Here is a 22562-nt window from a genome sequence, read left to right as displayed (position 1 = left end):
TACAATTATGAATCTTTTAAAAACTAGCCTAGCGCTTGCCATCAGTTTGGTTGCAACGTCTTCTATGGCAAACAGCTTGGATCAAGCTCAATCAATTCAAAACAAGACCAATAACGCGTCGGCTTCGAGCCAAAAGGTTATTGATAAAAGCTCACAAGCGACTTTAATGCTGCAAGCTGAGATTGAGCGTCTGCAAGAAGAAGTTAAAAACCTAGAAATCTATCACGATCACCTTGCTGCATTAGTTGAGAGCCAAAACCAAGAAGCTCAAAGCATTGAAGAGCAGATCGAAGAAATCAAATACACACGCCAAGGTGTTGTGCCATTGATGTATCAAATGATCGATGGTCTTGAACAGTTGGTAGAGAAAGACGTGCCGATTAAGAAAGAACAGCGTCTAGAAAGAGTAGAAAAGCTACAAGCAATGATGACTCGTGCTGATGTGAGTGATGCTGAGAAGTATCGTCGTATCCTGGAAGCTTACCAAATCGAGATGGACTACGGCATCAAGCTCGGTGCTTACCAAGGCCGCGTTGCATTGAGCAACGACAGAACGATTGAAGCTGACGTGTTGCACCTAGGTCGTATCTCTTTGGTGGCTCGTAACCTAAATGGCAGCCAATATTGGTCTTGGAATCAAACACAAAATCAGTGGCAAGAGCTAGATTCTTCAATGAAATCTGAGCTAGATAAAGCTTACGACATTGCAAGCCAACAAGCGGCGCCAAGCCTAATTACTTTACCTGTTTCTTTAACTGTTGCGGAGGTTAAGTAATGAACTTAAAGCCATTAGCAGCATTGCTTTGCATTACATCACTTTCATTTTCAGCTTTCTCTGCATCAGATACGACGGCTCAGCTAGTTAATAAAGCAAAATCAGAGAGTCGAACTCAAGCTTCTCACAACGTAGTGCGTGAAGCTGATTTCAAAAAGACAGAACAAGAACTGAAAGCGATCAAAGCTCAGCTTGAAGCGAAGCGTACGTCTATCCAAGGTGCGACAGATGTTCTGACTCAAACGTTCAGTGATAACGAAAACAAGCTTGCTCGCTTAGAAGAGAAGCTGCGTTTAGAAACCGGTAGCTTAGGCGAGCTGTTCGGTGTCGTTCGTCAAAACGCAAAAGAACTCGGCGCAGAGCTTAGCTCAACCGTGAATAGTGTTGATCGTGCTGAACACACTGCAACTGTTGATCAAATCATTGATGCTAAATCACTGCCTTCAATGCCACAGCTGACCGGTTTGTGGATGAGCATGGTTGAACAGATCCAAGCGAGCTCTGAGCTTAGCAAATCTCAAATTGCATTCATTAATGGTGAAGGCAATACAAACAAGGTTGACGCTTACCGACTAGGTTCGATTGGTCTTGTGACAGAGCAAGGCTATGTTAGCTGGAACACTCAGCGTGAAGATGCGATCGCTTACCTTAAGCAACCACAAAATGGTCCAACGTTAGCGTCACTTTCTTCGTTAGCGAATGGTGAAGTATCTAACGTGGTTGTCGATCCTTCTCGCGGGTTTATGCTAGAGCAATTAGCACTTACGCCAAGTTTAACTGACCGTCTACAAGCGGGTGGTGTGGTTGGTAAAGTGATTCTTGGCCTACTAGCTATTGGTCTAATCATCGCATTAGTTCGTGGTGTCTCTCTTGCTATCGCACGCCAGAAAATTCGCGCGCAACTTAAGAACCCTGAGCAAGCGGGTGATAACCCACTAGGTCGTGTTCTTGCGATGTACAACAAGGAACAAAACCAAACGGTTGAAGCGTTAGAGTTGCGACTTTTAGAAGCGGTAGTTGATGAGCAGACTCACCTAGAGAAAGGTCTATCGATGCTTAAGCTATTGGCGGCACTAGCACCAATGTTGGGCCTTTTAGGTACAGTAACCGGCATGATCGAAACATTCCAAGTGATCACTCAGTTTGGTAATGGCGACCCTAAAGTTATGGCGGGTGGTATCTCGATGGCGCTTGTAACTACGGTACTTGGTCTGGTTGCGGCAATGCCTCTTCTACTGGCACACAACATTCTTAGCACTCAAGCAGAAAACATTCGCAATATTCTTGAGAAGCAAGGTATTGGTCTTGTTGCTGAGCAGGCTGAAAAGACCGTTGAATCAAACGCTGTTGTTTCACCAGTTGGGACTGCTGCGTAATGGATATTTTGTCGGGTTCTCTATTACCAGCGAGTTGGTTAACGAGTGACTGGCTGCTGTCTTTATCAAGCTTTATGGAGCAGGGCGGTTTCGTCCTGTGGTGGCTAGCGGCTGTCGTCCTAGTGTATTGGGTGCTTGTGGTAGAACGTGTGCTTTATCTTGCGTTCTACTTTCCTAAGCAACGCCAAGCTTGGATAGCGAAATGGCATGAAAGAGAAGATCACTCTTCTTGGCATGCCAAAGCCATTCGTGAAGGTTGGTTAGGGCAAGCGAGTATCTTGCTTAACCAAAACTTGAATTTTATTAAGCTGTTAGTCGCTATTTGCCCGATGTTGGGCTTGCTAGGCACTGTAACCGGTATGATCTCTGTTTTTGATGTTATGGCGACACAAGGCAGCAGTGACCCTAAATTGATGGCTTCAGGTATCTCGTTAGCAACACTGCCAACCATGGCAGGCATGGTTGCAGCGTTAGCGGGCATGTTCGTTCACGCTCGCTTAGCGAAAGTATGTAACCGCTTAGAATTGAAATTAGAAAAATCTTTAAGGAGTCAACGATGAGACTCGGTCGACGTCATTCTAAAAACGAAGAGGCTCAAATAGACCTTACTTCGATGCTTGATATTGTCTTTATCATGCTTATTTTCTTTATTGTGACCAGTTCATTTGTTCGTGAGTCAGGGGTGGAAGTCAATCGCCCACAAGCTTCTAACGTAGTAAGCCAAAAGGATGCAGGCATCTTTGTTGCGATTACTTCTGCAAACGACATTTTCATCGACAAGCGTGTCGTAGATGTTGAACGTGTCCAAGCGACGTTAGAGCACTTGTTGCTAGAACAACCTGATGCTTCTTTGGTTATTCAAGCGGATGAACACGCTTACAACGGTACTGTTGTTAAAGTGATGGATGCCGCGAAAGGTGCAGGTGTTAAAAACATTGCGCTTGCTGCTGATAAGCGATGATCTTGGAGGATCTTCATAAATGATTCGCCTATTTCTTGCTTTACCGCTAGCGGGCGCGTTGGGCTTAGCGCTGTTTTCTTTCATGGCTTGGATGGTCGATAATGGCCACCAACGTTCACCAGACGATAGCGAGACGTTAAGTTTCAACATGGTAATGGTGGAACAAGAACAAGAAGTTCAAAGAAGACAACGCGCAGTCCCTGAAAAACCAGAAATGCCAGAGCCGCCACCGGAAGCGCAAACGTCTCAGTCACAAGCTGAAGTTACGCCTCTGAATTCGATGTCTTCTTTGCCTTCATTGGATTTGAACACATCCATTGATGGCTTAGCGATTAACGCACCGACATTCTCTGATTTTGGGTCAAACCAACAAGCAATGCCTTTGTATCGAGTAGAGCCTCGTTATCCAGCGAAAGCGCTTAAGCGTGGAGCTGAAGGCCATGTGATTATGTCTTTTACTATCGATGAAACGGGACGTCCAATTGACATTCAAGTCACTGACGCAAACCCACGTCGTATGTTTGAACGTGAAGCGATGAGAGCACTTAAAAAATGGAAATATCAACCGAAAGTCGTCGATGGAAAAGCGATAGCTCAGGTTGGTCAAACCGTGAAACTAGAGTTTAAGTTGGCAAAATGATGAAACAGATATGGATATTAGTGGGCTTGTTGTTAATGCCCCTTACAACACAAGCGCAAGAGCTAACCCAATATACTGCTATTCGTGTTCAAAAGGCGCATAAGCTTGCTCAAGATGAACAGGTTAAACAGGCCATTGACGTACTAGCAGGTTTAGAGCTTTCTAAGGGCTACGACAAAGCGTACGTAGCTCGTATGCTAGGTGTTTTTTACTGGCAAGATGGCAAAACTGACGCGGCGATTAAGCAGCTCACTTATGCCGTCGATACGAATTTGTTAGTCGATGAGCAAGCTTGGATAACGAAGCGTATGCTGGCTGATTTGTTGTTGAACGATCAGCAGTTTAAAAACGCGCTTCCGCACTACTACGAGTTAGTGAAAACAGCGCCTGAAAAGGAAAAGAAAGACACGCTTTGGATGCGAATTGCACAAGCTGAATACCAAATTGAAAACTGGTCGAAAGTCCTAGTGGCCATCGGTAATCACGACAAGTTCAATTCAAAACCAGAGTTATCACCTCTATCGCTAAAACTGGGCGCACAGCTTCAGTTAAAGCAGTGGAAACAGTCGATTCCTACACTGGAAAGCTTGATTGAACTTCAACCCGAGAAAGATAACTGGTGGCGTCAATTGGTTGGTATTCAACTTAGGTTAGATCGTAATCGTGATGCATTGAACACGTTAGCACTGGCTGATCTACAAGGTGTTGAGCTGAAGAACTCAGATCGCCGCTTGTTAGCGCAGCTTTACGCGAAACGTGGCATTCCAGAGCGCGCAGCACAAGAAATTAGTAAGTTAGATGATGCGAACAGCGATGTTCAACTTCTGGCTGAGCAAGCAACCTACTGGCAGTTAGCGAAAGAGTGGGACAGTGCTATTGAAGTATGGACGTTAGCGTCTAAAAAGGACACGCAATATCATTGGAATGTGGCTCAATTACTGGTTCAGCAAGGTTACTACGATCGTGCTCTGGTTGTTTTGGATAAAGTGAAAGACAAGAACAAGCAAGCTGATGTTGCTTTAGCGAAAGTACGTTCATGGTACAAGCTAAAGAATCTTGATAATGCTCTTGCTCAAGCGAAACGTGCGAACAACATTGAGCCTTCTTCTGAGGCAAAAGGTTGGATTAAATATCTGACTCAGCTAAGAACAGTGAGTGATAACGGCAACGTCTAACTGCGAATAGCACAACAGAAGACAAGAGAAAGTAATATAGAGAAAAGGGTGTCATTTGATGGTTCAAATGACACCCTTTTTAATTTTGGCGGTTAAAGCTTTTTGAACTTTATCGTTCCAATGCGGCAGTTAAGGCTCGCACATCGTGCCGCTGGACGTAGCACTTTGAATCACGCCGCTGGTATCAGCAACCCAATTAATGGTGCAGTCACGATAAGGGTTTTTGAATGCGTGTACTGTATAACCATTGTCTAACGGTTTCTTGGTTTCAATCCAAGCATAGTTTCGAGACGCCCAAAAACTGATAGGGCGTGACCGTTCGGTGAGATAACGTTCTTGTACATCGGTTATGTCTGAACCGATGTATTCTTGAATATGTTCTTCCGTGCTGATTATTTGGCTAGTGCACGCCGTCACTAGCGCAGCAAAAGCCAAAACAAAAATACGCATTTCAAATCCTTTTAAGCTTCATTAGCTATCATCAAACCAGTGATCAAATAGTCCCAACTTTCTATCCTTAAAGCTACGACTGTTACCTTAAACCCATCTCAATCAAGCATGTTGAGATTGAGCTTTTTTGAGCTTTGACCCTGTTATCAATAACCTCTAATAAAACGAATCAAATCCCTTTAGTACACGTTAGCAAGAATATGCATACAGTTCGATTACTTCCCATGTAATGTTATGTAAATTTTCTTACGCCGCTCGGCAAACGTAAACAATGTAAATTGAATGCCAATACGAATGATTATCAACTAAATTGTCGCCATAAAATTTATAGGTATTGGTTTGTATGTCGTTAAAAAGTAGGGCGGTTCAGTCATGGTCTCGTCGACTTCATGTTTATATTTCTATGGCGCTTCTGTTCGTGGTTCTTTTTTTCTCAGTAACCGGTATCACCCTGAACCGACCTGAGTTATTTGAATCAAGCCAACCCAATATCCAACGCTCTACGCTAACGCTTCCTACAAGTTTATTTACGGTTCAAGACGGACGTTTAAAAGCTGACGAGACAGCCTTTGAAACGTTTCTGTTCGAAGAAGCCAACCTCTCCGGCGTTCCTTCTGGTTTGGACATCTATGCAGAGATTGAAGATGGTGAGTTGCTCATCGGTGAGGTATCTATGGACTTCAAAGGACCCGGCTACAACGCTTCCGTTTTTGTTGACGTTACGTCTGAGTTTGTAGAAGTCGAAACCACTAATTACGGCGTTATCGCATTGTTGAACGATCTGCATAAAGGTCGTAACAGCGGTGAAGTATGGAAATGGTTTATCGATATCACTGCGCTATTGATGATCTTCTTTGTGCTTACTGGCGTGTGCTTACTGTTACCTAAGAAAAAGACGCTTAATACTTCCATCAAATGGACGGTGTTTGGGTCTGCAATCTCATTGGTTATCTATTTTGTCGCCGTGCCTTAACGCTTGATTCGATTGATGAATCGGATTGAAGAGCGAACTTAAGGTTAAACGGATTTAAAAGGTTGTTAAAAATGAAAAAAATGAACTGGAGCAAGGCGCTTCTTGCTTTATCTCTTTTGCCAAGCCTAGGTATGGCACAAGCGATTCCTGATACGGCAAAACTGGATGTCAGCTTTGAGCTTCCAAAGATTGATACCTCTATGTATGCACGTCCTTATGTGGCGGTGTGGGTAGAGAATAGCGAACGAAAGTCAGTGAAAACCATCGAGCTTTGGGTCGGTAAAGACGAATGGCTTAAGGATCTGCGCAGCTGGTGGAGAAAGGTTGGCCGTTACGATCGTGAACTGGTTGATGCTGTGACGTCTGCAACACGTCCTGCTGGCCAGTACCGTTTCGTGTGGGATGGTAAGAGCGACAGCGGTGAAACGTTAGAACAAGGCGAGTACACGGTTCATATCGAAGTGGTTCGTGAACACGGTGGCCGTAATTACCTTCGCCAAAAAGTATCACTCGCAGATTCAAACATATCTTACGAATTAAAAGCAACGGAAGAGACGGGTGAAATCACCCTGAACTACATCGCTAAATAGTAAGTGCGAACAGTAACTAGCAAGTGCGAACAGTAACTAGTAAGTACGAACTAAAACCAAGCTGAACAGAATAGACAGTGGTCATCGTAGGCTCAGATAGAGCGACACGGCTAACAATTATAAATAATGGAATTGAACATGATGAAACAGACAAAAATCAAAGCACTTGCTCTAGCGGGTGTGATGGCATTCGGTCTAGCAGCAACGACAACGGCACAAGCTCACCCACGTTGGATTTTGCCATCTCACTTTACTGTATCTAAAGAAGGTGGTGATTGGCTAACGTTCGATGTTACTGCGTCTCACGGTACGTTTGTTTTTGATAAGCCTGCTGGCAGCGAAAATGCTCATGTCATCATGCCAGATGGCCGCAGCGAGCGTCCTAACTTCGTTATTCGTGGCAAGCGTCGTTCAATCTTCGACTTCTATTTTGAAGAAGAAGGTACACACAAAGTGGCGATCAACAACCAGCCGTCTTACTACACGCAATACAAAGCGGGTCGCCGTGACACGGTGAAGTGGATTAAAGCAAACAAAGCTGAGCGTGACTCAGTTCTGCCTGAAAAATCACGTGACGTGGTAACGCAGATCAGCTTCACTCGTGCAGAAAGCTACATCACGGTAGGTAAGCCAACGGATTCAGTGTTCAAAATTGAAGGCAAGCTTCTAGAAATGAAGCCTGTGACACACCCTTCAGATATCGTTGAAGGCGAACCTGTGACATTCCAGTTCTTCTACAACGGTGAAATCCAGAAAGACGTGAAAGCGGAGATTACTCGTGAAGGTACGCTTTACCGCAACCACCAAGAGCAGATTGATGTGGTGAGTGATGAGAACGGTGAAATCACGTTTACTCCAGACGTAGCAGGTCGTTACGTAATGAAAGCGAACTACAAAGGTGAGTTGATTGACAACCCACTGGCAGACAAAGCAAGCGCGAACGTTCACCTAACGTTCGAAGCGCTGCTTCAATAGTCTGTGATATCGGGGCTAGATCCCTGATTAAGAATCAAAAAAACTTAAGGGCTCATTTGAGCCCTTTATCGCTCAGTTTACTTCTGAGAATTTGCACTGTGGCTAGGGTACGAACCATGACAATAAAAACAAAACTTAACGCTTTAATGACTCCTTGCTTAGCATTGGGACTTGGTTTCGCTGCATTACCTGCTCAAGCACACTTTCCACTGATGAGCTGCTGGTTTGAAGGTAAGACTGTTGCTTGTGAAGCGGGTTATTCGGATGGCAGCAAAGCGATTGATTACGCAGTTGAGATGTACGATTACGAAGACAACTTGATTGCAAAAGAGATGACAGATAAACGTTCTATCGTTGAATTCCCACATCCTGACACTGAGTTCTACCTTGTGTTCGATTCAGGTCATGAGTTTCCAGTTGAAGTTGATGTTGTAGAGATCAGTGAAAAATGATGATTCAAAGCGTACGTGCTGATACGGGCGGCAGAGAGGGCAAATGGGTAGGACTGATCATTGTGTTCATCCTTTGCTTTGCAACTGTCGCAATCCCATTTCATCAGGCTGAATCCCACGTTAAAGCAGTGCTTGATCATCAAATTCTAGTGACTGATGTTGAACAAGAAAACTTGGCGATGCTATCAGAGCTGCGTTTAGCGCATGAAGAAATCCGTGACCTGCGCATGGACTCAGATGGTGAATGGCCGAGTGTTGCATCACTTAAAGATGAATGGGTTGCCCCGTTTGTAGAAGATCAGAGTTGGAAGCGCAAAGGTTCTCATGCTTGGGTACTGGACGAGCGTGGTTATTACTTTTCTACTCCAAGTGAACAAGCTACGCCTACCGATCATGGTTTTGCGGATTCCTTTATTTTAAATGCGAACAGCGTTTCTCCTGAAATCTGGATCTTCTTGGGCGGTGTAGCGAAACAGCCCGCTACTTTTGACCAACACACGCTAGAGTCTACGGGTTGGAAAATGGTCGTGAACGAATCAGAAATTGAACAGCATCATGAAAGCGATGCTCACTAATAATAAGAGAATTACTATGCGAATTATGACTCTGTTCATGTCGTTATTAGCGGTGTTCATGGCACCCAATGCATTGGCAAAAGAATATAAGATCGACAGCAACAAGCTGACGATTGGTATCACACTTCAACCTTACTACAGCTACGTGAAAGCCGTGGTAGGTGACAAAGTGAACATTCTTCCTTTGGTTGACGCAGGTTTCAACCCACATAACTACTTACCACAACCCAATGATTTAAAACGATTGAGCCAAATGGATGCAATCGTAGTAAACGGTATTGGTCACGATGACTTTGCGCTTAAAGTGATTTCAGCAGCGCAACGTGATGACTTAGTCGTGATCGAAGCAAACAAAGAAGTGCCTCTACTTCCTGCTCTTGGTCAGTCTGTTGGTCAAGGTGCCGTTAACCCACATACCTTTGTTGGGCTTTCGACAACAATTCAAAAGGTTTACACCATCGCGAGTGAGGTCTCTAAGCTCGACCCTGACAACGCGGCTTTTTATCGTAAGAATGCACGTAAATACGCAAAGCAATTTCGCTTTATGAAGCGCGATGCGATGTTGTCATTAGGTGAGTTAGATACTTCAGGTATGAAGGTGGCGACCACGCACAATGCGTATGGCTACATCCTTCAAGAATTTGGTGTGGATGTTGCGGCGGTGATTGAGCCTGCACACGGTGTTGAACCAAGTGCGAGCCAGTTGCAAGAAACGATCGAAAAGATCCGCGCATCGGGCATTGACGTGTTGTTCTACGAGCTAAACATGCCAAACCGTTTTGTTGACACGATTGAAGCGGAAACGGGTGTTCAGCTTTACCGTTTCTCTCACATGACGCATGGCGAATATGAAGACGACAAAGTCGAAGTTGAGATGCAGAAGAATCTCGAGACATTAATCGAAGCAATGAAATTTGCGGCGGCGAACCAAGCTAAAAGCGGGAACGCATAATGTTAGGTCCATCGATTTCAATCAATCAACTCGGTCTGCAATATGACAACAACGTCATTCTTGACGATATCTCACTAGAACTTAAAGCGGGTGAGTGCCATGTAATCATGGGGCCAAACGGCGGTGGTAAAACCTCTCTGCTACGCTCTGTTCTTGGTTTGACGCCTTTCTCTGGGCAAATCAATATTCATTGGCCAGAAAAGCCAAGTATCGGTTATGTTCCACAAAAAGCGACCTTCGAATCGAGCTTGCCTTTGACGGTCATGGATTTCGTGTTGCTTAACCAAACTCGAATTCCGCTATTTTGGCGTCGTAAGTCTAAGCAATTGGATCTTGCACTCGCGCAATTGGATCGAGTGGGTATGGCGACACGTAGCGATCGCCGTATGGGACAGTTGTCGGGTGGTGAGCAGCAACGTGTGTTGTTTGCTCAAGCGCTATTGGATAACCCAAGTCTATTGGTGTTGGATGAACCAACCACGGGTATGGACGAGCAGGGCGTTCGTTATCTTGAATCGCTGATTCGTGAATGTGTTGACGAGGGTCGCACGATCCTTGCGGTTCACCACGATGTAACCGCAGTACGTCGCCTTGAAGCCAATGTACATGTTGTGAATCGATTCTTGGTTGATAGTGGTCCACACGAACAGGTACTACATCCAAGTAAGATTGAAAGCTTATTCCAGCATTACAGCAGTGGTGCTGCGATGAACAAACCGAAGGAGGTTGCGTAATGGATTGGCTACGACAACTTGCCGTAAGTGGTGTTGAAGCGGGTTGGTTATCTGACAGCTTCATGTATGCCTTCATGGTCAATGCTTTGGTTGCAGCGTTACTACTTGGTCCTCTGTTAGGTGGTCTGGGTACTTTGGTGATTGCCAAGCGTTTGGCTTTCTTCTCTGAAGCGGTAGGCCACGCGGCATTAACCGGTATCGCTATAGGTGTGTTGCTTGGCGAGCCACCAGAAAACCCAATTATTGGTCTGTTTAGCTTCTGTATGATCTTCGCGCTGCTTCTTCACTTTGTAAGAAACAGAACCAATGTGCCATACGATACTTTAGTTGGCGTTTTCCTTGCTTTAGCACTGGCAGTGGGTGCGGCATTGCTGATGTACGTGGCGCGTAAGATCAACATCCACATGCTTGAGAACGTACTATTTGGTTCGATTTTGACGGTAACAGACCAAGACTTAGCGATTCTCGCAGGCAGCTGCGCGATCATTATTTTGCTCTTGATACCGACGTTCAATCGTATTCTTTTGACCTGTATCAGCCCTGATATTGCCAAGGTTCGTGGTTATAACACCAGTTTCTACGACTACTTGTTTGTCATGATGATCACCTTAGTGACGATTGCAGCGGTGAAGATCGTAGGTGCTGTTCTGGTTGGCGCGTTATTGCTGATTCCAGGTGCTACCGCTCGCTTGCTAACTAAACGCATGGGCAGCTTTGTATTGCTGTCGGCATTACTGGCAACGGTCGCGTGTTTAGTTGGAACCGTCTTACCTATGGAGTTGAAACTGCCAGTACCTTCGGGCGCTTCAATCATCATCGTTTCTGCAACATTTTTCCTAGCGGCAACGCTATACCGAATTGTAAGAAAGGCATAATCATGACCTCTTTAATGAATCGTATCTCAAGTTCAGTGAAGGCAACGACTCAAGTAGGCGCACTAACTAGCTTATTGTTGACTGGCTCAATGGTGTCTATCAGTGCTAATGCCGAGGACATCCTTACCAGTACGCCTGTGACTTATGCTTTGGCGACAGAGTTAACCAAAGGCACAGACATTACCACCGAATATCTGCCACCAAAACGCTACGGCATTGATCGTTTGCCAAACTGGTTTGGTACCAAGGGCGCAGGCAAAGTGCTTCAATCCGGCGAAAAGGCGACCGTAGCAGTGACTTTGTCATCGATCTGGCAAGCTGATCCTACATTTGTTTACGCAAGACAGGGCAATATCCGTTTGGTTGAAGTGGATGCTGCTCAAGCGATCACACCGCGTGCTCAAGGTGTTGCAGCGCTGACGTTATCAAATGGCGATGTGTCTAAATATGCATGGTTAAACCCAACCAACTTAACGCGCATGGCGGCGATTGTTGCTGACGACTTTAAGTTATTGTGGCCAGCGCAAGCAGAGACCATTGATAGCAACCTACAGCGTGTAATGCTTGATGTGCGTGAACTGATTAACAAACAACAAGCGGTGTTATTGGATAACGATGTAGATTCAGTTTTGTTGCTTTCAGAAAGCTTGGAAGATTTCGCTTCAGGTTCTCAACTGTTTGTTGAAGAACGTATGTTCAAAGCTGAACTTGAATGGACAGAGCAAGACAAAGCCAAACTCAAAGCGATGTTTTCAGAAGATGATGCACTATGGTTAGTCACAGCGAAAAACCCAACTAACTTAATTAAGTCTCTAGTACCTAACGAGCGTATCTTAGTGGTTGATTCCGTTGACCGTTGGGGACGAGCGGGGATTAATGCAAAAGCGCCGTTTGCACGCTGGGAAGTTCAGCCTTTCAAAGGTTAAGTGGCTAAAATAAGTTAGCTAATAAACCACGTAATGAAAAAAGTACGATCAAAAAAGCAGCCCAATTTGAGGCTGCTTTTTTGTTCTTGTCTGTTGGCTCTGAAAAGAGTGTCAGACAAGAGGACTGCGAGTATAAACTTACTCTGCAGCTTTTGTCTCTTCAGCTTCAACCGTTGCTTCTACTGAACCTTCAGCTTGCTCTTGAGCTGCTTTCGCTTGTTCTTCAGCTTCCATTTTTGCACGGTCAGCTTTAGAGATGTAGCGAGGCTTGTTGCTACTATGCAGTTTAGAATTCGCCTGTTTCTGCTTCTTTTTTAGAATTTGATTGATTTTTTTCTTACGGTTCATTGCTGCATAGCCTTGTATTTAGTTTAGGCGGTGGAGGATAATCATTTTAGCTCTAGAACTCAATATTTACATGGTATTCAGCAAGGAAAATATCACTATGCAGTCAGTCGAGACCGAACGTTTAAGATTAAGAATGATCACACCTCAAGATGCGGCGTTTATTCAACGACTATACAGCTCAGAAGATTTCCTGCGTTACATTGGTGATAAGGAAATCAACAACACTGAAAAGGCTGTCGAGTACATTGAAAACAACATTCTTAAGATGCATGAAGAGAAGGGTGTCTGTTTGTTGATGGTTGAAATCAAAGAAACTTCAACGCCAATTGGTATCTGCGGATTAATAAAAAGAGACACCTTAGCGTCGCATGATATTGGCTACGGGTTTGCTCCTGAGTTTTATGGTCAAGGCTTTGCCCAAGAAGCCGCGGAGGCGATAATTGAACAAGCTAAGCAGAATGCTGATATCGATCATTTAGTTGCCATCACTACCTCTGATAACATTCGAAGTATCACACTACTGACTAAGTTAGGCTTTGTGTTCGAGCGAGTTGAAGATGTGATAAGCGAAAGCGTTAATCTCAACCTGTACGGTTTCTCATTAGGTAATTAAAACATGTTCCAACATAGCAATATTCTACAAGGTGAGCTCGCAACGGAGTACAAAACCGTTATTGCGATGGTGCACATCTATTGCAAAGATCACCACGGTGAAGTTCGTCAGAATAACGCGTTATGTGAGGAGTGTGAGCAACTGTTGCGTTACGCCGAAACACGACTGGATAGATGTCCTTATGGCGAAGCAAAACCGACCTGTAATAAGTGTCCGATTCATTGCTATAAGCCCGATCCGAAAGAGCAGATGCGTTTAGTCATGCGCTATGCTGGGCCAAGAATGTTACTCAAGCATCCGATTTTAGCGATCAGACATTTGATACATGAAAAGCGAAAAGTGTCTGAGAAGCCACTGTCGAATGTGTCGAACCGCCATATCCGAATGAATAAGAAGTAACTGGCGTTTAAAAGTGGTTGCTGAAGAAACGAAAAAGGTCTGATTGCGCAGACCTTTTTGATGTAGATACACTTCCATCTCAGCTTGAATCTAGCCAAGTAGCCTATGCCGCTTGAGGCTCGTCATAGGTCACTGTGAGGTTGTTGATCCAGCGTCGGCTCAAGTAACGGTGTGAACAGATGGTCAATTTCACGACTTCTTCTACCAACATTAGACCATAGATGTATTTAAAGTCCCATTCAGCGACAAACGCGCCGTAAACACATACTGGAATGCCCACCATCCACATCGCGATGAAATCCATGCGAAGGCAGAACGCATTATCACCACCAGCACGAATAATACCGTTAATGATCACCATGTTGAGCATGCGAATCACGACCGCAAAGCACATGATCATCATCGCAGGTGAAGCAAGCGGGTATAAAGCGTCTTTGGTCAGGTTTAGCCATGACAGAACGTGCTCTTTACCCATAAACAATAGCAAGCCTACAACCGCACCAAAACCAACCACGGCTTTGATGAACGTCAGACCCATACTCATAGCGTCATCAAACTCATCACGACCGAGTGAGTGACCAAGCAACACGGAACACGCTACAGAAATACCAAAGAATATCGAGTAACACAGCGACTCAAAAGGCGCGAGCATAGAGAACACAGCAAGTTCCGTTGTGCCCATGTGACCGAAGATCATTTGGTATGCCATAGTACCCATTGCCCATAACACGGCATTCATCGTTAGTGGCAAAGCAATACGACGGTAAGATAGCCACAATGATGGACGATGTGGTGAGCTAGGCGTGGTTAACAACCAATGTTTACGCATGCGCATGTAGCTATACATCAAGCCGACTTGAATTGCGCGAGCGAGTGTCGTCGCTAGTGCTGCACCTGCTACGCCCATAGCGGGAATACCAAAGGCACCTTTGATTAGAACGAAGTTAAGCGCAATGTTGAGTGCAATGGTCACCGCGCCTAATAGCAGCGGGGTTACGGTGTCACCTGATGAGCGCATGCTTGCTTCTACCACGACCACAATGTGAGTCAGCAGAAGGACAGGGAATCCATACCACAGGTAAGTCGCGCCAAGTTCAATCACGGTTTGATCGCTGGTCTGCAACATCATTAAAAACTGAGAACCAAGAGTGATGATTGCAGTAACAGGCAGCAGAACTTTTAAGCCAAACACCATTGCGATAGATGATACCGTTCGCGCGCTTTTTCGGTCGTTCTTTCCCCAGTATTGAGCGACTAATGTTCCGTTTGCTGAGGCCAACCCTGCCATAATCATAATAGCAACGAAGTGCCATTTTGATGCAATTCCCACAGCCGCAGCTGCTTCCATACCATAATCACTGACCATTAATACGTCAGCAAGGGCAAGAATAGCGACAAGCGCACTTTGTAAAGCAACAGGTAAACCCAGTTTAACGATACGAGGTAAGATGCTCTCTGGCTTGTTATTCATAGATGAGTTAGGGTTGATGTTAGTTGTCATAAGCTCTCCGATTTATGGCAGAACTATAGTGATTTGAGCGAAGTAACAACATGTTTAAAAAACAACAAAACCTGTGCGAATCCGTCATTGATTCAATGAGACCAAAATCAACTTGGCATGATGATGTTTTTCTCGCTGAACAGTGCAAAGAACGTTTTTTGACCGTTGAAGATATTCCAGAGATGAAAAGCTTTGGTGTCTATATGGGCGGCATGGCGAAGCTATATGATGGCTACTGGGTTGAGCGCGAATCCGTTAATGTTCATACGTTGATTTTCACTATGGAAGGTGGCGGCATTCTAACAACCGCAACATCGGTCCAAGCGATTACACCTTATACACTCGTGGTGCTTCCTGCTGAAACCCCATTTCGTTTTGAACTCGATCCTCAATATAATTATTGGAAAATGGCGTGGATGCTGACGCCTGACACCAAGCAATGGCAGCACATAGCAAGTTTAGGACAGGGGATTGTGCCTTTTGGAGAGTGTGAGCAGATCTGGTCATTAATGAACTTGGTTTACTTTGAGATAGGCGGTAGAGCCAGTTACCGTAAGTTACTCTTGAGTGAAATTATCCGAACATTGACGGGGTTTGAGCCTAAGTCGACCAGCACCACTGCACGTGTTCAAGCGCTCTATAACGAAATTGAAAGTAGTCTGCATCAGCCATGGACAGTGGCAGGGATGGCTGAAAGAGTGTTTATCAGTGAAGAGCAACTCAATAGAGTCACCAAGACGCTATTCAACCTCTCACCACGCAGTAAATTGATTCAATTACGCATGGACAAAGCCACCAGTCTACTGAAATATCAAGATTGGTCAGTTTCTATGATTGCTAATCGCTTAGGCTACAAAGATCCTTATAACTTTTCGCATCGTTTCAAAAAGCATTTCGGTTTGTCACCCAGTCAATATCGAAAGAGCCATCGACTTCTTGGTTAGCCTTGCACGATGAAATGAGAAGTGTGGGAGAAGAAGGTTACATATAGGCATGAGTTGAAAAGAGCCCTTCGCTTAGACATAAAGTCTGAACTCGGAGCCCTAATGACACGCATCTAGTGTCTGTCTATTTAAGCTTACTCGCCTGCAATCTGTAGGTGAGAGCGCTTTAGGCTAGCAATCAACATGTAGATCGTTGTAGCAAGTAGAGACGCGAACAGGTAAGTGAACAATCCTGCTTGTGAATCCATAAAGCTGTCTGCAACGATTGGTCCCGCAACAGAACCGATGCTGTAGCAAAGTAGCATGATTTGAGTCACTGACACCAAGTAGCTTGGGTCAAGGTTACGGCAACCTAAGTTAATCGCGATTGGGTATAGCGCAAATGTGGCCATGCCTAATACGAACAAGCTCATGCCTAGTACGTAGAAATCGTGATTGATAGTCAGCACACCAATGCTTGCAACCCCTAGCAGGCAGAACAGAGCCATTAATAACACTTGTCCTACGTGGTGAGATAACCAAGTCACCATCGGCTGTACAGCCATACCACCCATGATAACCAAAGCCATCAAACCACCAATGTCTTCGTGTGCAATGTTACGTTGAGCAAGTTCAACTGGCATCAAGCCGTAAATCGCACCTAGCGTTAATCCGGAAACAATGCAGCCAATTAGCGCGCTGTGGCTTAATTTGCTGATCTGCTTTAAAGACAAAGATTGCGCATCGTGGATCTGTGGTGGAGTTGCTTGTCCGTACATCAGCACAATGATCGCACCAAACAGAAGGGTGAACATTGCGATGAAAGGTACGCCACCAGTAATACCTAAGTAATCGATACCAAGCTGACCAACTGCAGAACCGCCGTACAGTGAACACATGTAGATAGCGAGACGTTTTGCGCGTTGTGACTCGTCACCGCTCATTAGCCAAGACTCTACAATCACGAAGATACCTGCAACCGCCACACCAGCCACAAAGCGAGCTAGTAGCCATACTGCTTGGCGTGGGATCAATGGCAATACAAGGATCGTTGCGATGAACACACTCAATGCGATGACGAACGCATCTTTGTGGCCAACACGCGCAATGGCACGTTCAATCAATAATGTACCAGCCAGTAGACCTGCATAGAATGCACTCGCCAACCAACTCGATAGATCTTTGTCTAAGCCATACTCAGACAGCATTAATGGTAATGAACTCATTAAGTAGCCTGAAGCGATCGCGTAAAAAGACAATGCAATAACAGGAACAGTTATGCGAGTTGTTGGTTGGATGTTGTCCAATGCAGGAGCCTCTGATAGTAAAAGAAACGATGAATTTTCCGCGACTATGGGGGAGAAACTGAATTGGGTAAAACAAATAAAAATGGTCGTTAAGATAAAAGAAATTTATCGACCAACTAAACTAAAATACGGTTGCGATATTTGGTGGTTTGGCGAGATTTTATGCGGGCAAAAAGTCGTTAAGCCGTTGTTCATTGGTGGTTTAATTTAGAAAAAGATTGCAGCGTGATTGTCTTTTTATGATTTGGATTGAGTGGGATTTTAAGTGTTAGACCGTTTCTTTACGGTATTGACGTGGCGAGTTACCACTCCACTTACGAAAGGCATGACGAAAGTTAGCGCTATCAGAAAAGCCAACTCGTTCAGATATCTCTTCAATACTCATTCGAGTTGAAGAAAGGTAGTGCCGGGAAAGGTGAAAGCGAACATGGTCCAGTATCTTCTGATAGCTCGTATCCGCTGCTTTCAGGTGACGACGCAGAGTTCGAGAAGACATGCCCAGTTCTGAAGAAATGGATTCTATAGAAGGGTAACATCCTGGCCTTTCAATCAGCATCTGAGAGACTTTCTCTTTGAGGCTACTGGGTGCACTGACTTTTGCCAACATGTCATCACACGATTTTAAGCACATCTGTAAAGTGATGGGGTTGGCGGTAGGAAGAGATGAATACAAGGTGGTTGCGTCGAACTCCCATTCAAGCCGGTCACTATTGAATTCAACCGGGCAGCGGAAAATCTCTGTGTATAGATCGCCGTATTCAGGTTTTGGATAGGGGAAGCGGATCACTTGAGAAGGAAAGGGCTGCTGTAAGACCTCTTCGCACAAACTGTGTATCGCTGCGAACCAGTATTCACAACAAAAGGGCAGTAAAGAATCGAGTTCGATAAGTTGCTCTGCGCGAAAGTAACCAATGTTGTCTTCTACAGACATGGTTTTTCTGAGGACAGGGCCAGCAAGTTGCAGATACTTAAACCCGATTAAAAAGGCATCGAGTAGTGTTTCGCTGCTAAACACCGCATAACCGAGCACGCCGAAATCGCTGAACCTCGCTTGTTGGCCAACTTTAAGCCCCAATCCGTCTTCGTTGGAATTCGCTAACGCATTACTGAACACAGCAAGCTTTTGCGCCAAAGTGATGTGTGTATCGGGTGTGTTGAGTTGGAGAGCATCGATGTTACTGCCTTCGAGCAACTCTTCGATACTGAGAACAGGCGACAGGTAACGATGCAGCAACTGAAGATCCAGAATGCCGAATGCTTGCATGTCGGGTTCGTAAACTGCGGTGTATTCCATAAGCTGCCTCTTGTTGAATATCGATATCTTAACCGAACTTTTAACATTTACGCCTGTTGCTTGTTCTCACTTTCGCAAGCTTGTTCCAAATTTTGGTTTATGTGTGCAAGGTTTTATTGGGCTAGCGCAGGCTGTGTCCGAATATCACCGGTTTTTGTCTTTTTGAAACCTGTTCGAAATGTTATCGAAATGTTGTAATTTATTGGGCTGCACATTGGAGCGTCTCAAACATTTTGCTCAATAACGACTCTTATCTACATGACACACCAATGTGCAGGCTCGTGATGACAAGAAAGAGACTTATTACAACGATTAGAACGTCTACGGTGACCGTCACAAACAGGTCTAAGCCGCACAAGGAGATCATGGATGCACAATCTTGCTGTTAATTTGGAGCGTAGCGCTTCGCTTTTTCCAACTAAGGCCGCTCTGCGTATGGGATCGGATGAAATCAGTTTTTCTCAGTTAGAACAACTTTCTGGAAACGTGGCTGCTAACTTGAAAAGACTTGGGTTGCAGAACGGAGATAAGGTAGCGTTGTCATGCCCGAACGTGACTTACTTTCCGATAGCCTATTACGGGATTCTAAAAGCGGGTTGTGTAGTCGTGCCTTTGAACGTGCTATTCAAGGCCAGAGAGATCGCTTATCACCTTAATGACTCTAACGCGAAGGCCTATTTATGTTTTGACGGCAGTGAAGAGCTTCCAATTGGTCGCTATGGTTTACAAGGTTTTGAGCAGGCAAACCACTGTGAACACTTTGTCGAGATGCCTATCCCAACAAACACAGACACTACTTTAGAAAGTAATGAGGAGCATGAATCAATCGCTGATTGGTTGGCACAACCTTTTACTCCTTTTGAGTCTGTGGCTTGTCATGGCGATGATACCGCTGTGATCCTTTATACCTCTGGCACGACGGGTCAACCAAAAGGGGCTGAGCTTTCCCACACCAACATGCAAACCAATGCGATGTCGTCACAGTATCTAATGAGATTGGAGTACAGCGACACCACAATGGCTACACTGCCTTTATTCCATAGCTTCGGTCAGACGGTGATGATGAACGCGAGTGTGCTAACAGGGTCCACCATGGTGTTGATTCCTCGTTTTGAACCGTCATTGGTTATTGAACAGATCATTAGCCATAAAGTCAGCGTGTTTGCGGGTGTTCCTACTATGTATATCGCGCTATTAAAGGCGGGAGAAGAGTCTTCTGATAGTTTAGAAAACACAAGCAAACGCTCTGAACAGGTTAAACACAGCTTGAGGTTAGGTGTTTCTGGCGGTGCTTCTATGCCGCTTGAGGTTATACGACAGTTTGAATCTCGTTTTGAATTACCAGTCTTAGAAGGTTATGGGCTCTCGGAAACGGCGCCGGTTGCGACCTTTAATCATATTGATGGCGATCGTTTATCGGGTAGTGTCGGTCAGCCTTTATGTGGCCACCTCATCAAGATTACTGATATACAAGGCAACTCTGTCGCTATGGGTGAACTCGGCGAAGTCTGCATTAAAAGCCCAAGTGTGATGAAAGGCTATTATCAAAGGCCAGAGGCGACAGCTGAATCTATTCGTGATGGTTGGTTCTTAACGGGAGATATCGGTCGCGTCGATGAGCATGGCAATTTGTTCATTGTTGACCGTGTTAAAGACATGATTATTCGTGGTGGGTACAACGTTTATCCACGTGAAGTCGAAGAAGTGTTGATGTGTCACCCCGATGTCGAAATGGTCGCGGTGGTAGGCGAGCATCATGAACATTTAGGCGAGGAGATCCACGCGCATGTGGTTCTTCACGAACATACGCAATGTGATAGTGCCGCCTTGATAGCATGGTGTCGTGAGCAACTCGCCGACTACAAATACCCGCGTAAGGTATTCATTCGTAAAGCCTTACCCATGACAGCAACCGGAAAAATCTTGAAGCGTGAGTTACACCCACTAGAAATAGCGGAGATGGCAAATGGATAGTTATGATTTTATTATTGTTGGCGGTGGTTCAGCTGGGTGTGTGATGGCTTCTCGGCTGTCGGAAGATCCTGATGTGACGGTTTGCTTGTTAGAAGCGGGTGGTAAAGACACCAGCCCATTCATTCACACACCCGTTGGCGTGGTGGCGATGATGCCAACCAAACTCAATAATTGGGCATTCGAAACGGTTGAACAGCCGGGTTTGAACGGTCGTAAAGGCTATCAGCCTAGAGGTAAGACACTTGGCGGTTCTAGCTCTATCAATGCCATGATGTACGCTCGTGGACATCGCTATGACTACGATAGATGGGAAAGCTTGGGCAATGCTGGCTGGAACTATGAATCCTGTTTGCCTTACTTTAAGAAAGCAGAAAACAACGAAGTCCACCAAGATGAGTTCCATGGCCAAGGTGGTCCTCTTAATGTGGCCAATCTTAGATCGCCAAGCCCTATGTTGGAACGTTATTTAACGGCGTGTGAATCGATAGGTGTACCTCGCAATGAGGATATTAACGGCGCTGCTCAGTTTGGGGCGATGCCGACGCAGGTAACACAGCTGAATGGTGAACGATGCAGTGCTGCCAAGGCTTACTTAACGCCAAACCTTTCACGATCGAATCTCACGGTCGTGACTAAAGCCACCACACATAAGGTTTTGTTTGAATGCAAGAAGGCGATTGGTGTTGAATATGGTTCTAGCGGAAAGCGTTATCAGATACGATGCAACAAAGAAGTGATTCTTTCCGCTGGTGCGTTTGGTTCTCCCCAATTGCTGTTACTGTCTGGTGTCGGTGCTCAAACTGAACTAGAGACACATGGAATCGAACAGGTTCATGAATTACCTGGAGTGGGCAAGAACCTTCAAGATCATATCGACTTAGTACATTCGTATAAATGCAGTGAAAAGCGTGAAACTTTTGGTATCTCGCTGCAAATGGCCTCTGAAATGACCAAAGCCTTACCACTATGGCACAAAGAACGCCGCGGTAAAATGAGCAGTAATTTTGCAGAGGGAATAGGCTTTCTCTGTTCCGAAGATCATATCGCTGTACCGGATTTAGAGTTTGTATTTGTGGTCGCTGTTGTAGATGACCATGCTAGAAAAATTCATACCAGTCATGGCTTTACCTCTCATGTCACCTTATTGCGACCGAAGAGCTACGGCACCGTAACGCTCAATAGTAATGATCCCTATGATCCGCCTAAGATCGATCCTGCGTTTTTCAGTCATCCTGAAGACATGGAGATCATGATTAAGGGCTGGAAGAAGCAGTATCAAATGTTAGAGAGTTCCGCGTTTGATGATATCCGAGGCAATGCTTTCTACCCTGTGGACGCCAGTGATGACAAGGCTATCGAGCAAGATATTCGCAATCGTGCAGACACTCAGTATCACCCGATCGGGACCTGTAAAATGGGACCTAGTAGCGATTCTTTAGCTGTGGTAGATAAAGATCTCAAAGTTTATGGATTGGATAATTTGAGAGTCATTGATGCTTCTGTGATGCCGACACTGATTGGGGCAAACACCAATGCACCAACCATTATGATTGCTGAGAAAGTCGCAGATCAAATCAAACAGCAATACGGGTTTGGCAAGCAAGAATCTAATATTCAAGCGAAAGGCGAAGCTGTAGTTTTATTCAAGAAGTTAAGTGATAACCATAAATAAAACAGTAGGTTAGATAGTCTTGATTTGGTAAGACTCTCTAACCTATTTTTGTGTGCTTACTTAAAATTAAGTAATGCTAAATCAATAGCTTAACCAATAGTA

General features: G+C 45.0%; 26 protein-coding genes. 21 read left to right on the top strand and 5 right to left on the bottom strand.

Going from position 1 to position 22562, the window contains the following annotated elements:
- The first annotated feature begins 7 nt into the window (after positions 1 to 7).
- From AB4185_RS14360 to AB4185_RS14335, 6 genes are read left to right on the top strand one after another with little or no spacing between them, the layout of a single operon-like run.
- The gene (locus AB4185_RS14360; protein WP_017062550.1) at positions 8 to 775 is read left to right on the top strand and encodes a DUF3450 domain-containing protein; all 768 of its coding nucleotides are present in this window, start codon (positions 8 to 10) and stop codon (positions 773 to 775) included.
- Positions 775 to 2151 (top strand): MotA/TolQ/ExbB proton channel family protein, encoded by a 1377-nt coding sequence (locus AB4185_RS14355; RefSeq protein ID WP_017062549.1) that lies wholly within the window; start codon positions 775 to 777, stop codon positions 2149 to 2151. Before AB4185_RS14360 ends, AB4185_RS14355 begins: the two co-directional genes overlap by 1 nt.
- Positions 2151 to 2711, top strand: coding sequence for a MotA/TolQ/ExbB proton channel family protein (locus AB4185_RS14350; protein WP_010429842.1), 561 nt, complete (start codon positions 2151 to 2153; stop codon positions 2709 to 2711). Before AB4185_RS14355 ends, AB4185_RS14350 begins: the two co-directional genes overlap by 1 nt.
- Positions 2708 to 3112, top strand: coding sequence for a biopolymer transporter ExbD (locus tag AB4185_RS14345; RefSeq protein ID WP_004739212.1), 405 nt, complete (start codon positions 2708 to 2710; stop codon positions 3110 to 3112). Before AB4185_RS14350 ends, AB4185_RS14345 begins: the two co-directional genes overlap by 4 nt.
- 19 nt (positions 3113 to 3131) lie before the next feature.
- Positions 3132 to 3752: an energy transducer TonB gene (locus AB4185_RS14340; RefSeq protein ID WP_008219721.1), complete on the top strand. Its 621-nt coding sequence runs from the start codon at positions 3132 to 3134 to the stop codon at positions 3750 to 3752.
- Entirely contained in the window at positions 3749 to 4927 is a 1179-nt protein-coding gene (locus tag AB4185_RS14335; RefSeq protein WP_372135586.1) for a tetratricopeptide repeat protein, read from the top strand. Before AB4185_RS14340 ends, AB4185_RS14335 begins: the two co-directional genes overlap by 4 nt.
- A gap of 129 nt (positions 4928 to 5056) precedes the next feature.
- Here the strand turns inward: AB4185_RS14335 and AB4185_RS14330 are convergent, their stop codons facing one another.
- Complete coding sequence (locus tag AB4185_RS14330) at positions 5057 to 5377, bottom strand: hypothetical protein (RefSeq protein ID WP_017067850.1); 321 nt, start codon at positions 5375 to 5377, stop codon at positions 5057 to 5059.
- Positions 5378 to 5720: 343 nt separating this feature from the next.
- Between AB4185_RS14330 and AB4185_RS14325 the strand changes: the two genes are divergently transcribed.
- From AB4185_RS14325 to AB4185_RS14285, 9 genes are all read left to right on the top strand, one after another.
- Positions 5721 to 6350 (top strand): PepSY-associated TM helix domain-containing protein, encoded by a 630-nt coding sequence (locus tag AB4185_RS14325; RefSeq protein ID WP_372135585.1) that lies wholly within the window; start codon positions 5721 to 5723, stop codon positions 6348 to 6350.
- 71 nt (positions 6351 to 6421) lie between these two features.
- Positions 6422 to 6940 carry a DUF2271 domain-containing protein gene (locus AB4185_RS14320; RefSeq protein ID WP_017062545.1) on the top strand — a complete coding sequence of 173 codons (519 nt, stop codon included), beginning with the start codon at positions 6422 to 6424 and terminating at the stop codon, positions 6938 to 6940.
- 138 nt (positions 6941 to 7078) lie between these two features.
- Positions 7079 to 7915, top strand: coding sequence for a DUF4198 domain-containing protein (locus AB4185_RS14315; protein ID WP_017062544.1), 837 nt, complete (start codon positions 7079 to 7081; stop codon positions 7913 to 7915).
- 116 nt (positions 7916 to 8031) lie between these two features.
- Positions 8032 to 8367 carry a hypothetical protein gene (locus AB4185_RS14310; RefSeq protein WP_017062543.1) on the top strand — a complete coding sequence of 112 codons (336 nt, stop codon included), beginning with the start codon at positions 8032 to 8034 and terminating at the stop codon, positions 8365 to 8367.
- On the top strand, positions 8364 to 8942 hold the full coding sequence (locus tag AB4185_RS14305; RefSeq protein ID WP_029235381.1) for a DUF6162 family protein: 579 nt from the start codon (positions 8364 to 8366) through the stop codon (positions 8940 to 8942). Before AB4185_RS14310 ends, AB4185_RS14305 begins: the two co-directional genes overlap by 4 nt.
- A gap of 16 nt (positions 8943 to 8958) precedes the next feature.
- Positions 8959 to 9894, top strand: coding sequence for a metal ABC transporter solute-binding protein, Zn/Mn family (locus AB4185_RS14300; RefSeq protein WP_104216034.1), 936 nt, complete (start codon positions 8959 to 8961; stop codon positions 9892 to 9894).
- A complete protein-coding gene (locus tag AB4185_RS14295; RefSeq protein WP_017067855.1) occupies positions 9894 to 10628 on the top strand; it encodes a metal ABC transporter ATP-binding protein in 735 nt (244 codons plus the stop codon). The genes AB4185_RS14300 and AB4185_RS14295 overlap by 1 nt, the downstream gene beginning before the upstream one ends.
- Positions 10628 to 11503, top strand: coding sequence for a metal ABC transporter permease (locus tag AB4185_RS14290; protein WP_017067856.1), 876 nt, complete (start codon positions 10628 to 10630; stop codon positions 11501 to 11503). Before AB4185_RS14295 ends, AB4185_RS14290 begins: the two co-directional genes overlap by 1 nt.
- Before the next feature lie 2 nt (positions 11504 to 11505).
- Positions 11506 to 12429 carry an ABC transporter substrate-binding protein gene (locus AB4185_RS14285; protein WP_372135584.1) on the top strand — a complete coding sequence of 308 codons (924 nt, stop codon included), beginning with the start codon at positions 11506 to 11508 and terminating at the stop codon, positions 12427 to 12429.
- A gap of 138 nt (positions 12430 to 12567) precedes the next feature.
- On the opposite strand, the gene AB4185_RS14280 is transcribed toward AB4185_RS14285, so the two are convergent.
- Complete coding sequence (locus AB4185_RS14280) at positions 12568 to 12777, bottom strand: DUF2986 domain-containing protein (protein WP_017060973.1); 210 nt, start codon at positions 12775 to 12777, stop codon at positions 12568 to 12570.
- A 97-nt stretch (positions 12778 to 12874) separates the two neighbouring features.
- On the opposite strand from AB4185_RS14280, the gene AB4185_RS14275 reads away from it, so the two are divergent.
- Positions 12875 to 13390, top strand: coding sequence for a GNAT family N-acetyltransferase (locus tag AB4185_RS14275; RefSeq protein WP_136978234.1), 516 nt, complete (start codon positions 12875 to 12877; stop codon positions 13388 to 13390).
- 3 nt (positions 13391 to 13393) lie between these two features.
- Positions 13394 to 13789, top strand: coding sequence for a nitrous oxide-stimulated promoter family protein (locus tag AB4185_RS14270; protein WP_372135583.1), 396 nt, complete (start codon positions 13394 to 13396; stop codon positions 13787 to 13789).
- Positions 13790 to 13892: 103 nt separating this feature from the next.
- Here the strand turns inward: AB4185_RS14270 and AB4185_RS14265 are convergent, their stop codons facing one another.
- The gene (locus AB4185_RS14265; RefSeq protein WP_372135582.1) at positions 13893 to 15290 is read right to left on the bottom strand and encodes an MATE family efflux transporter; all 1398 of its coding nucleotides are present in this window, start codon (positions 15288 to 15290) and stop codon (positions 13893 to 13895) included.
- 50 nt (positions 15291 to 15340) lie between these two features.
- Between AB4185_RS14265 and AB4185_RS14260 the strand changes: the two genes are divergently transcribed.
- A complete protein-coding gene (locus AB4185_RS14260; protein WP_017060977.1) occupies positions 15341 to 16234 on the top strand; it encodes an AraC family transcriptional regulator in 894 nt (297 codons plus the stop codon).
- Between the two features lie 134 nt (positions 16235 to 16368).
- Here the strand turns inward: AB4185_RS14260 and AB4185_RS14255 are convergent, their stop codons facing one another.
- Entirely contained in the window at positions 16369 to 17520 is a 1152-nt protein-coding gene (locus tag AB4185_RS14255) for an MFS transporter (protein WP_372135581.1), read from the bottom strand.
- On the opposite strand from AB4185_RS14255, the gene AB4185_RS14250 reads away from it, so the two are divergent.
- Positions 17492 to 17731 carry a hypothetical protein gene (locus AB4185_RS14250; RefSeq protein ID WP_017060129.1) on the top strand — a complete coding sequence of 80 codons (240 nt, stop codon included), beginning with the start codon at positions 17492 to 17494 and terminating at the stop codon, positions 17729 to 17731. The genes AB4185_RS14255 and AB4185_RS14250 overlap by 29 nt on opposite strands.
- Before the next feature lie 57 nt (positions 17732 to 17788).
- On the opposite strand, the gene AB4185_RS14245 is transcribed toward AB4185_RS14250, so the two are convergent.
- A complete protein-coding gene (locus AB4185_RS14245; protein ID WP_017069105.1) occupies positions 17789 to 18814 on the bottom strand; it encodes an AraC family transcriptional regulator in 1026 nt (341 codons plus the stop codon).
- A 369-nt stretch (positions 18815 to 19183) separates the two neighbouring features.
- On the opposite strand from AB4185_RS14245, the gene AB4185_RS14240 reads away from it, so the two are divergent.
- A complete protein-coding gene (locus AB4185_RS14240) occupies positions 19184 to 20788 on the top strand; it encodes a long-chain fatty acid--CoA ligase (RefSeq protein ID WP_017060127.1) in 1605 nt (534 codons plus the stop codon).
- On the top strand, positions 20781 to 22460 hold the full coding sequence (locus AB4185_RS14235; RefSeq protein WP_102333614.1) for a GMC family oxidoreductase: 1680 nt from the start codon (positions 20781 to 20783) through the stop codon (positions 22458 to 22460). The genes AB4185_RS14240 and AB4185_RS14235 overlap by 8 nt, the downstream gene beginning before the upstream one ends.
- Positions 22461 to 22562: the final 102 nt, after the last annotated feature.

It is taken from the genome of Vibrio sp. 10N.286.48.F5 (assembly GCF_041469785.1).
Lineage (GTDB): Bacteria > Pseudomonadota > Gammaproteobacteria > Enterobacterales > Vibrionaceae > Vibrio > Vibrio crassostreae_C.
Note: the sequence above shows the minus strand (reverse complement) of the source record. Positions and strands in the feature narration are given on the sequence as shown.

Bases quoted from the DNA above. Each gene is read 5' to 3' on its own strand.
- AB4185_RS14275 (WP_136978234.1), top strand. From the start codon at position 12,875: ATGCAGTCAGTCGAGACCGAACGTTTAAGATTAAGAATGATCACACCT.
- AB4185_RS14345 (WP_004739212.1), top strand. From the start codon at position 2,708: ATGAGACTCGGTCGACGTCATTCTAAAAACGAAGAGGCTCAAATAGAC.
- AB4185_RS14320 (WP_017062545.1), top strand. From the start codon at position 6,422: ATGAAAAAAATGAACTGGAGCAAGGCGCTTCTTGCTTTATCTCTTTTG.
- AB4185_RS14240 (WP_017060127.1), top strand. From the start codon at position 19,184: ATGCACAATCTTGCTGTTAATTTGGAGCGTAGCGCTTCGCTTTTTCCA.
- AB4185_RS14295 (WP_017067855.1), top strand. From the start codon at position 9,894: ATGTTAGGTCCATCGATTTCAATCAATCAACTCGGTCTGCAATATGAC.
- AB4185_RS14250 (WP_017060129.1), top strand. From the start codon at position 17,492: ATGCGAGTTGTTGGTTGGATGTTGTCCAATGCAGGAGCCTCTGATAGT.
- AB4185_RS14315 (WP_017062544.1), top strand. From the start codon at position 7,079: ATGATGAAACAGACAAAAATCAAAGCACTTGCTCTAGCGGGTGTGATG.
- AB4185_RS14270 (WP_372135583.1), top strand. From the start codon at position 13,394: ATGTTCCAACATAGCAATATTCTACAAGGTGAGCTCGCAACGGAGTAC.
- AB4185_RS14305 (WP_029235381.1), top strand. From the start codon at position 8,364: ATGATGATTCAAAGCGTACGTGCTGATACGGGCGGCAGAGAGGGCAAA.
- AB4185_RS14355 (WP_017062549.1), top strand. From the start codon at position 775: ATGAACTTAAAGCCATTAGCAGCATTGCTTTGCATTACATCACTTTCA.
- AB4185_RS14340 (WP_008219721.1), top strand. From the start codon at position 3,132: ATGATTCGCCTATTTCTTGCTTTACCGCTAGCGGGCGCGTTGGGCTTA.
- AB4185_RS14245 (WP_017069105.1), bottom strand. From the start codon at position 18,814: ATGGAATACACCGCAGTTTACGAACCCGACATGCAAGCATTCGGCATT.
- AB4185_RS14310 (WP_017062543.1), top strand. From the start codon at position 8,032: ATGACAATAAAAACAAAACTTAACGCTTTAATGACTCCTTGCTTAGCA.
- AB4185_RS14350 (WP_010429842.1), top strand. From the start codon at position 2,151: ATGGATATTTTGTCGGGTTCTCTATTACCAGCGAGTTGGTTAACGAGT.
- AB4185_RS14335 (WP_372135586.1), top strand. From the start codon at position 3,749: ATGATGAAACAGATATGGATATTAGTGGGCTTGTTGTTAATGCCCCTT.
- AB4185_RS14280 (WP_017060973.1), bottom strand. From the start codon at position 12,777: ATGAACCGTAAGAAAAAAATCAATCAAATTCTAAAAAAGAAGCAGAAA.
- AB4185_RS14235 (WP_102333614.1), top strand. From the start codon at position 20,781: ATGGATAGTTATGATTTTATTATTGTTGGCGGTGGTTCAGCTGGGTGT.
- AB4185_RS14300 (WP_104216034.1), top strand. From the start codon at position 8,959: ATGCGAATTATGACTCTGTTCATGTCGTTATTAGCGGTGTTCATGGCA.
- AB4185_RS14360 (WP_017062550.1), top strand. From the start codon at position 8: ATGAATCTTTTAAAAACTAGCCTAGCGCTTGCCATCAGTTTGGTTGCA.
- AB4185_RS14290 (WP_017067856.1), top strand. From the start codon at position 10,628: ATGGATTGGCTACGACAACTTGCCGTAAGTGGTGTTGAAGCGGGTTGG.
- AB4185_RS14330 (WP_017067850.1), bottom strand. From the start codon at position 5,377: ATGCGTATTTTTGTTTTGGCTTTTGCTGCGCTAGTGACGGCGTGCACT.
- AB4185_RS14325 (WP_372135585.1), top strand. From the start codon at position 5,721: ATGTCGTTAAAAAGTAGGGCGGTTCAGTCATGGTCTCGTCGACTTCAT.
- AB4185_RS14265 (WP_372135582.1), bottom strand. From the start codon at position 15,290: ATGACAACTAACATCAACCCTAACTCATCTATGAATAACAAGCCAGAG.
- AB4185_RS14260 (WP_017060977.1), top strand. From the start codon at position 15,341: ATGTTTAAAAAACAACAAAACCTGTGCGAATCCGTCATTGATTCAATG.
- AB4185_RS14285 (WP_372135584.1), top strand. From the start codon at position 11,506: ATGACCTCTTTAATGAATCGTATCTCAAGTTCAGTGAAGGCAACGACT.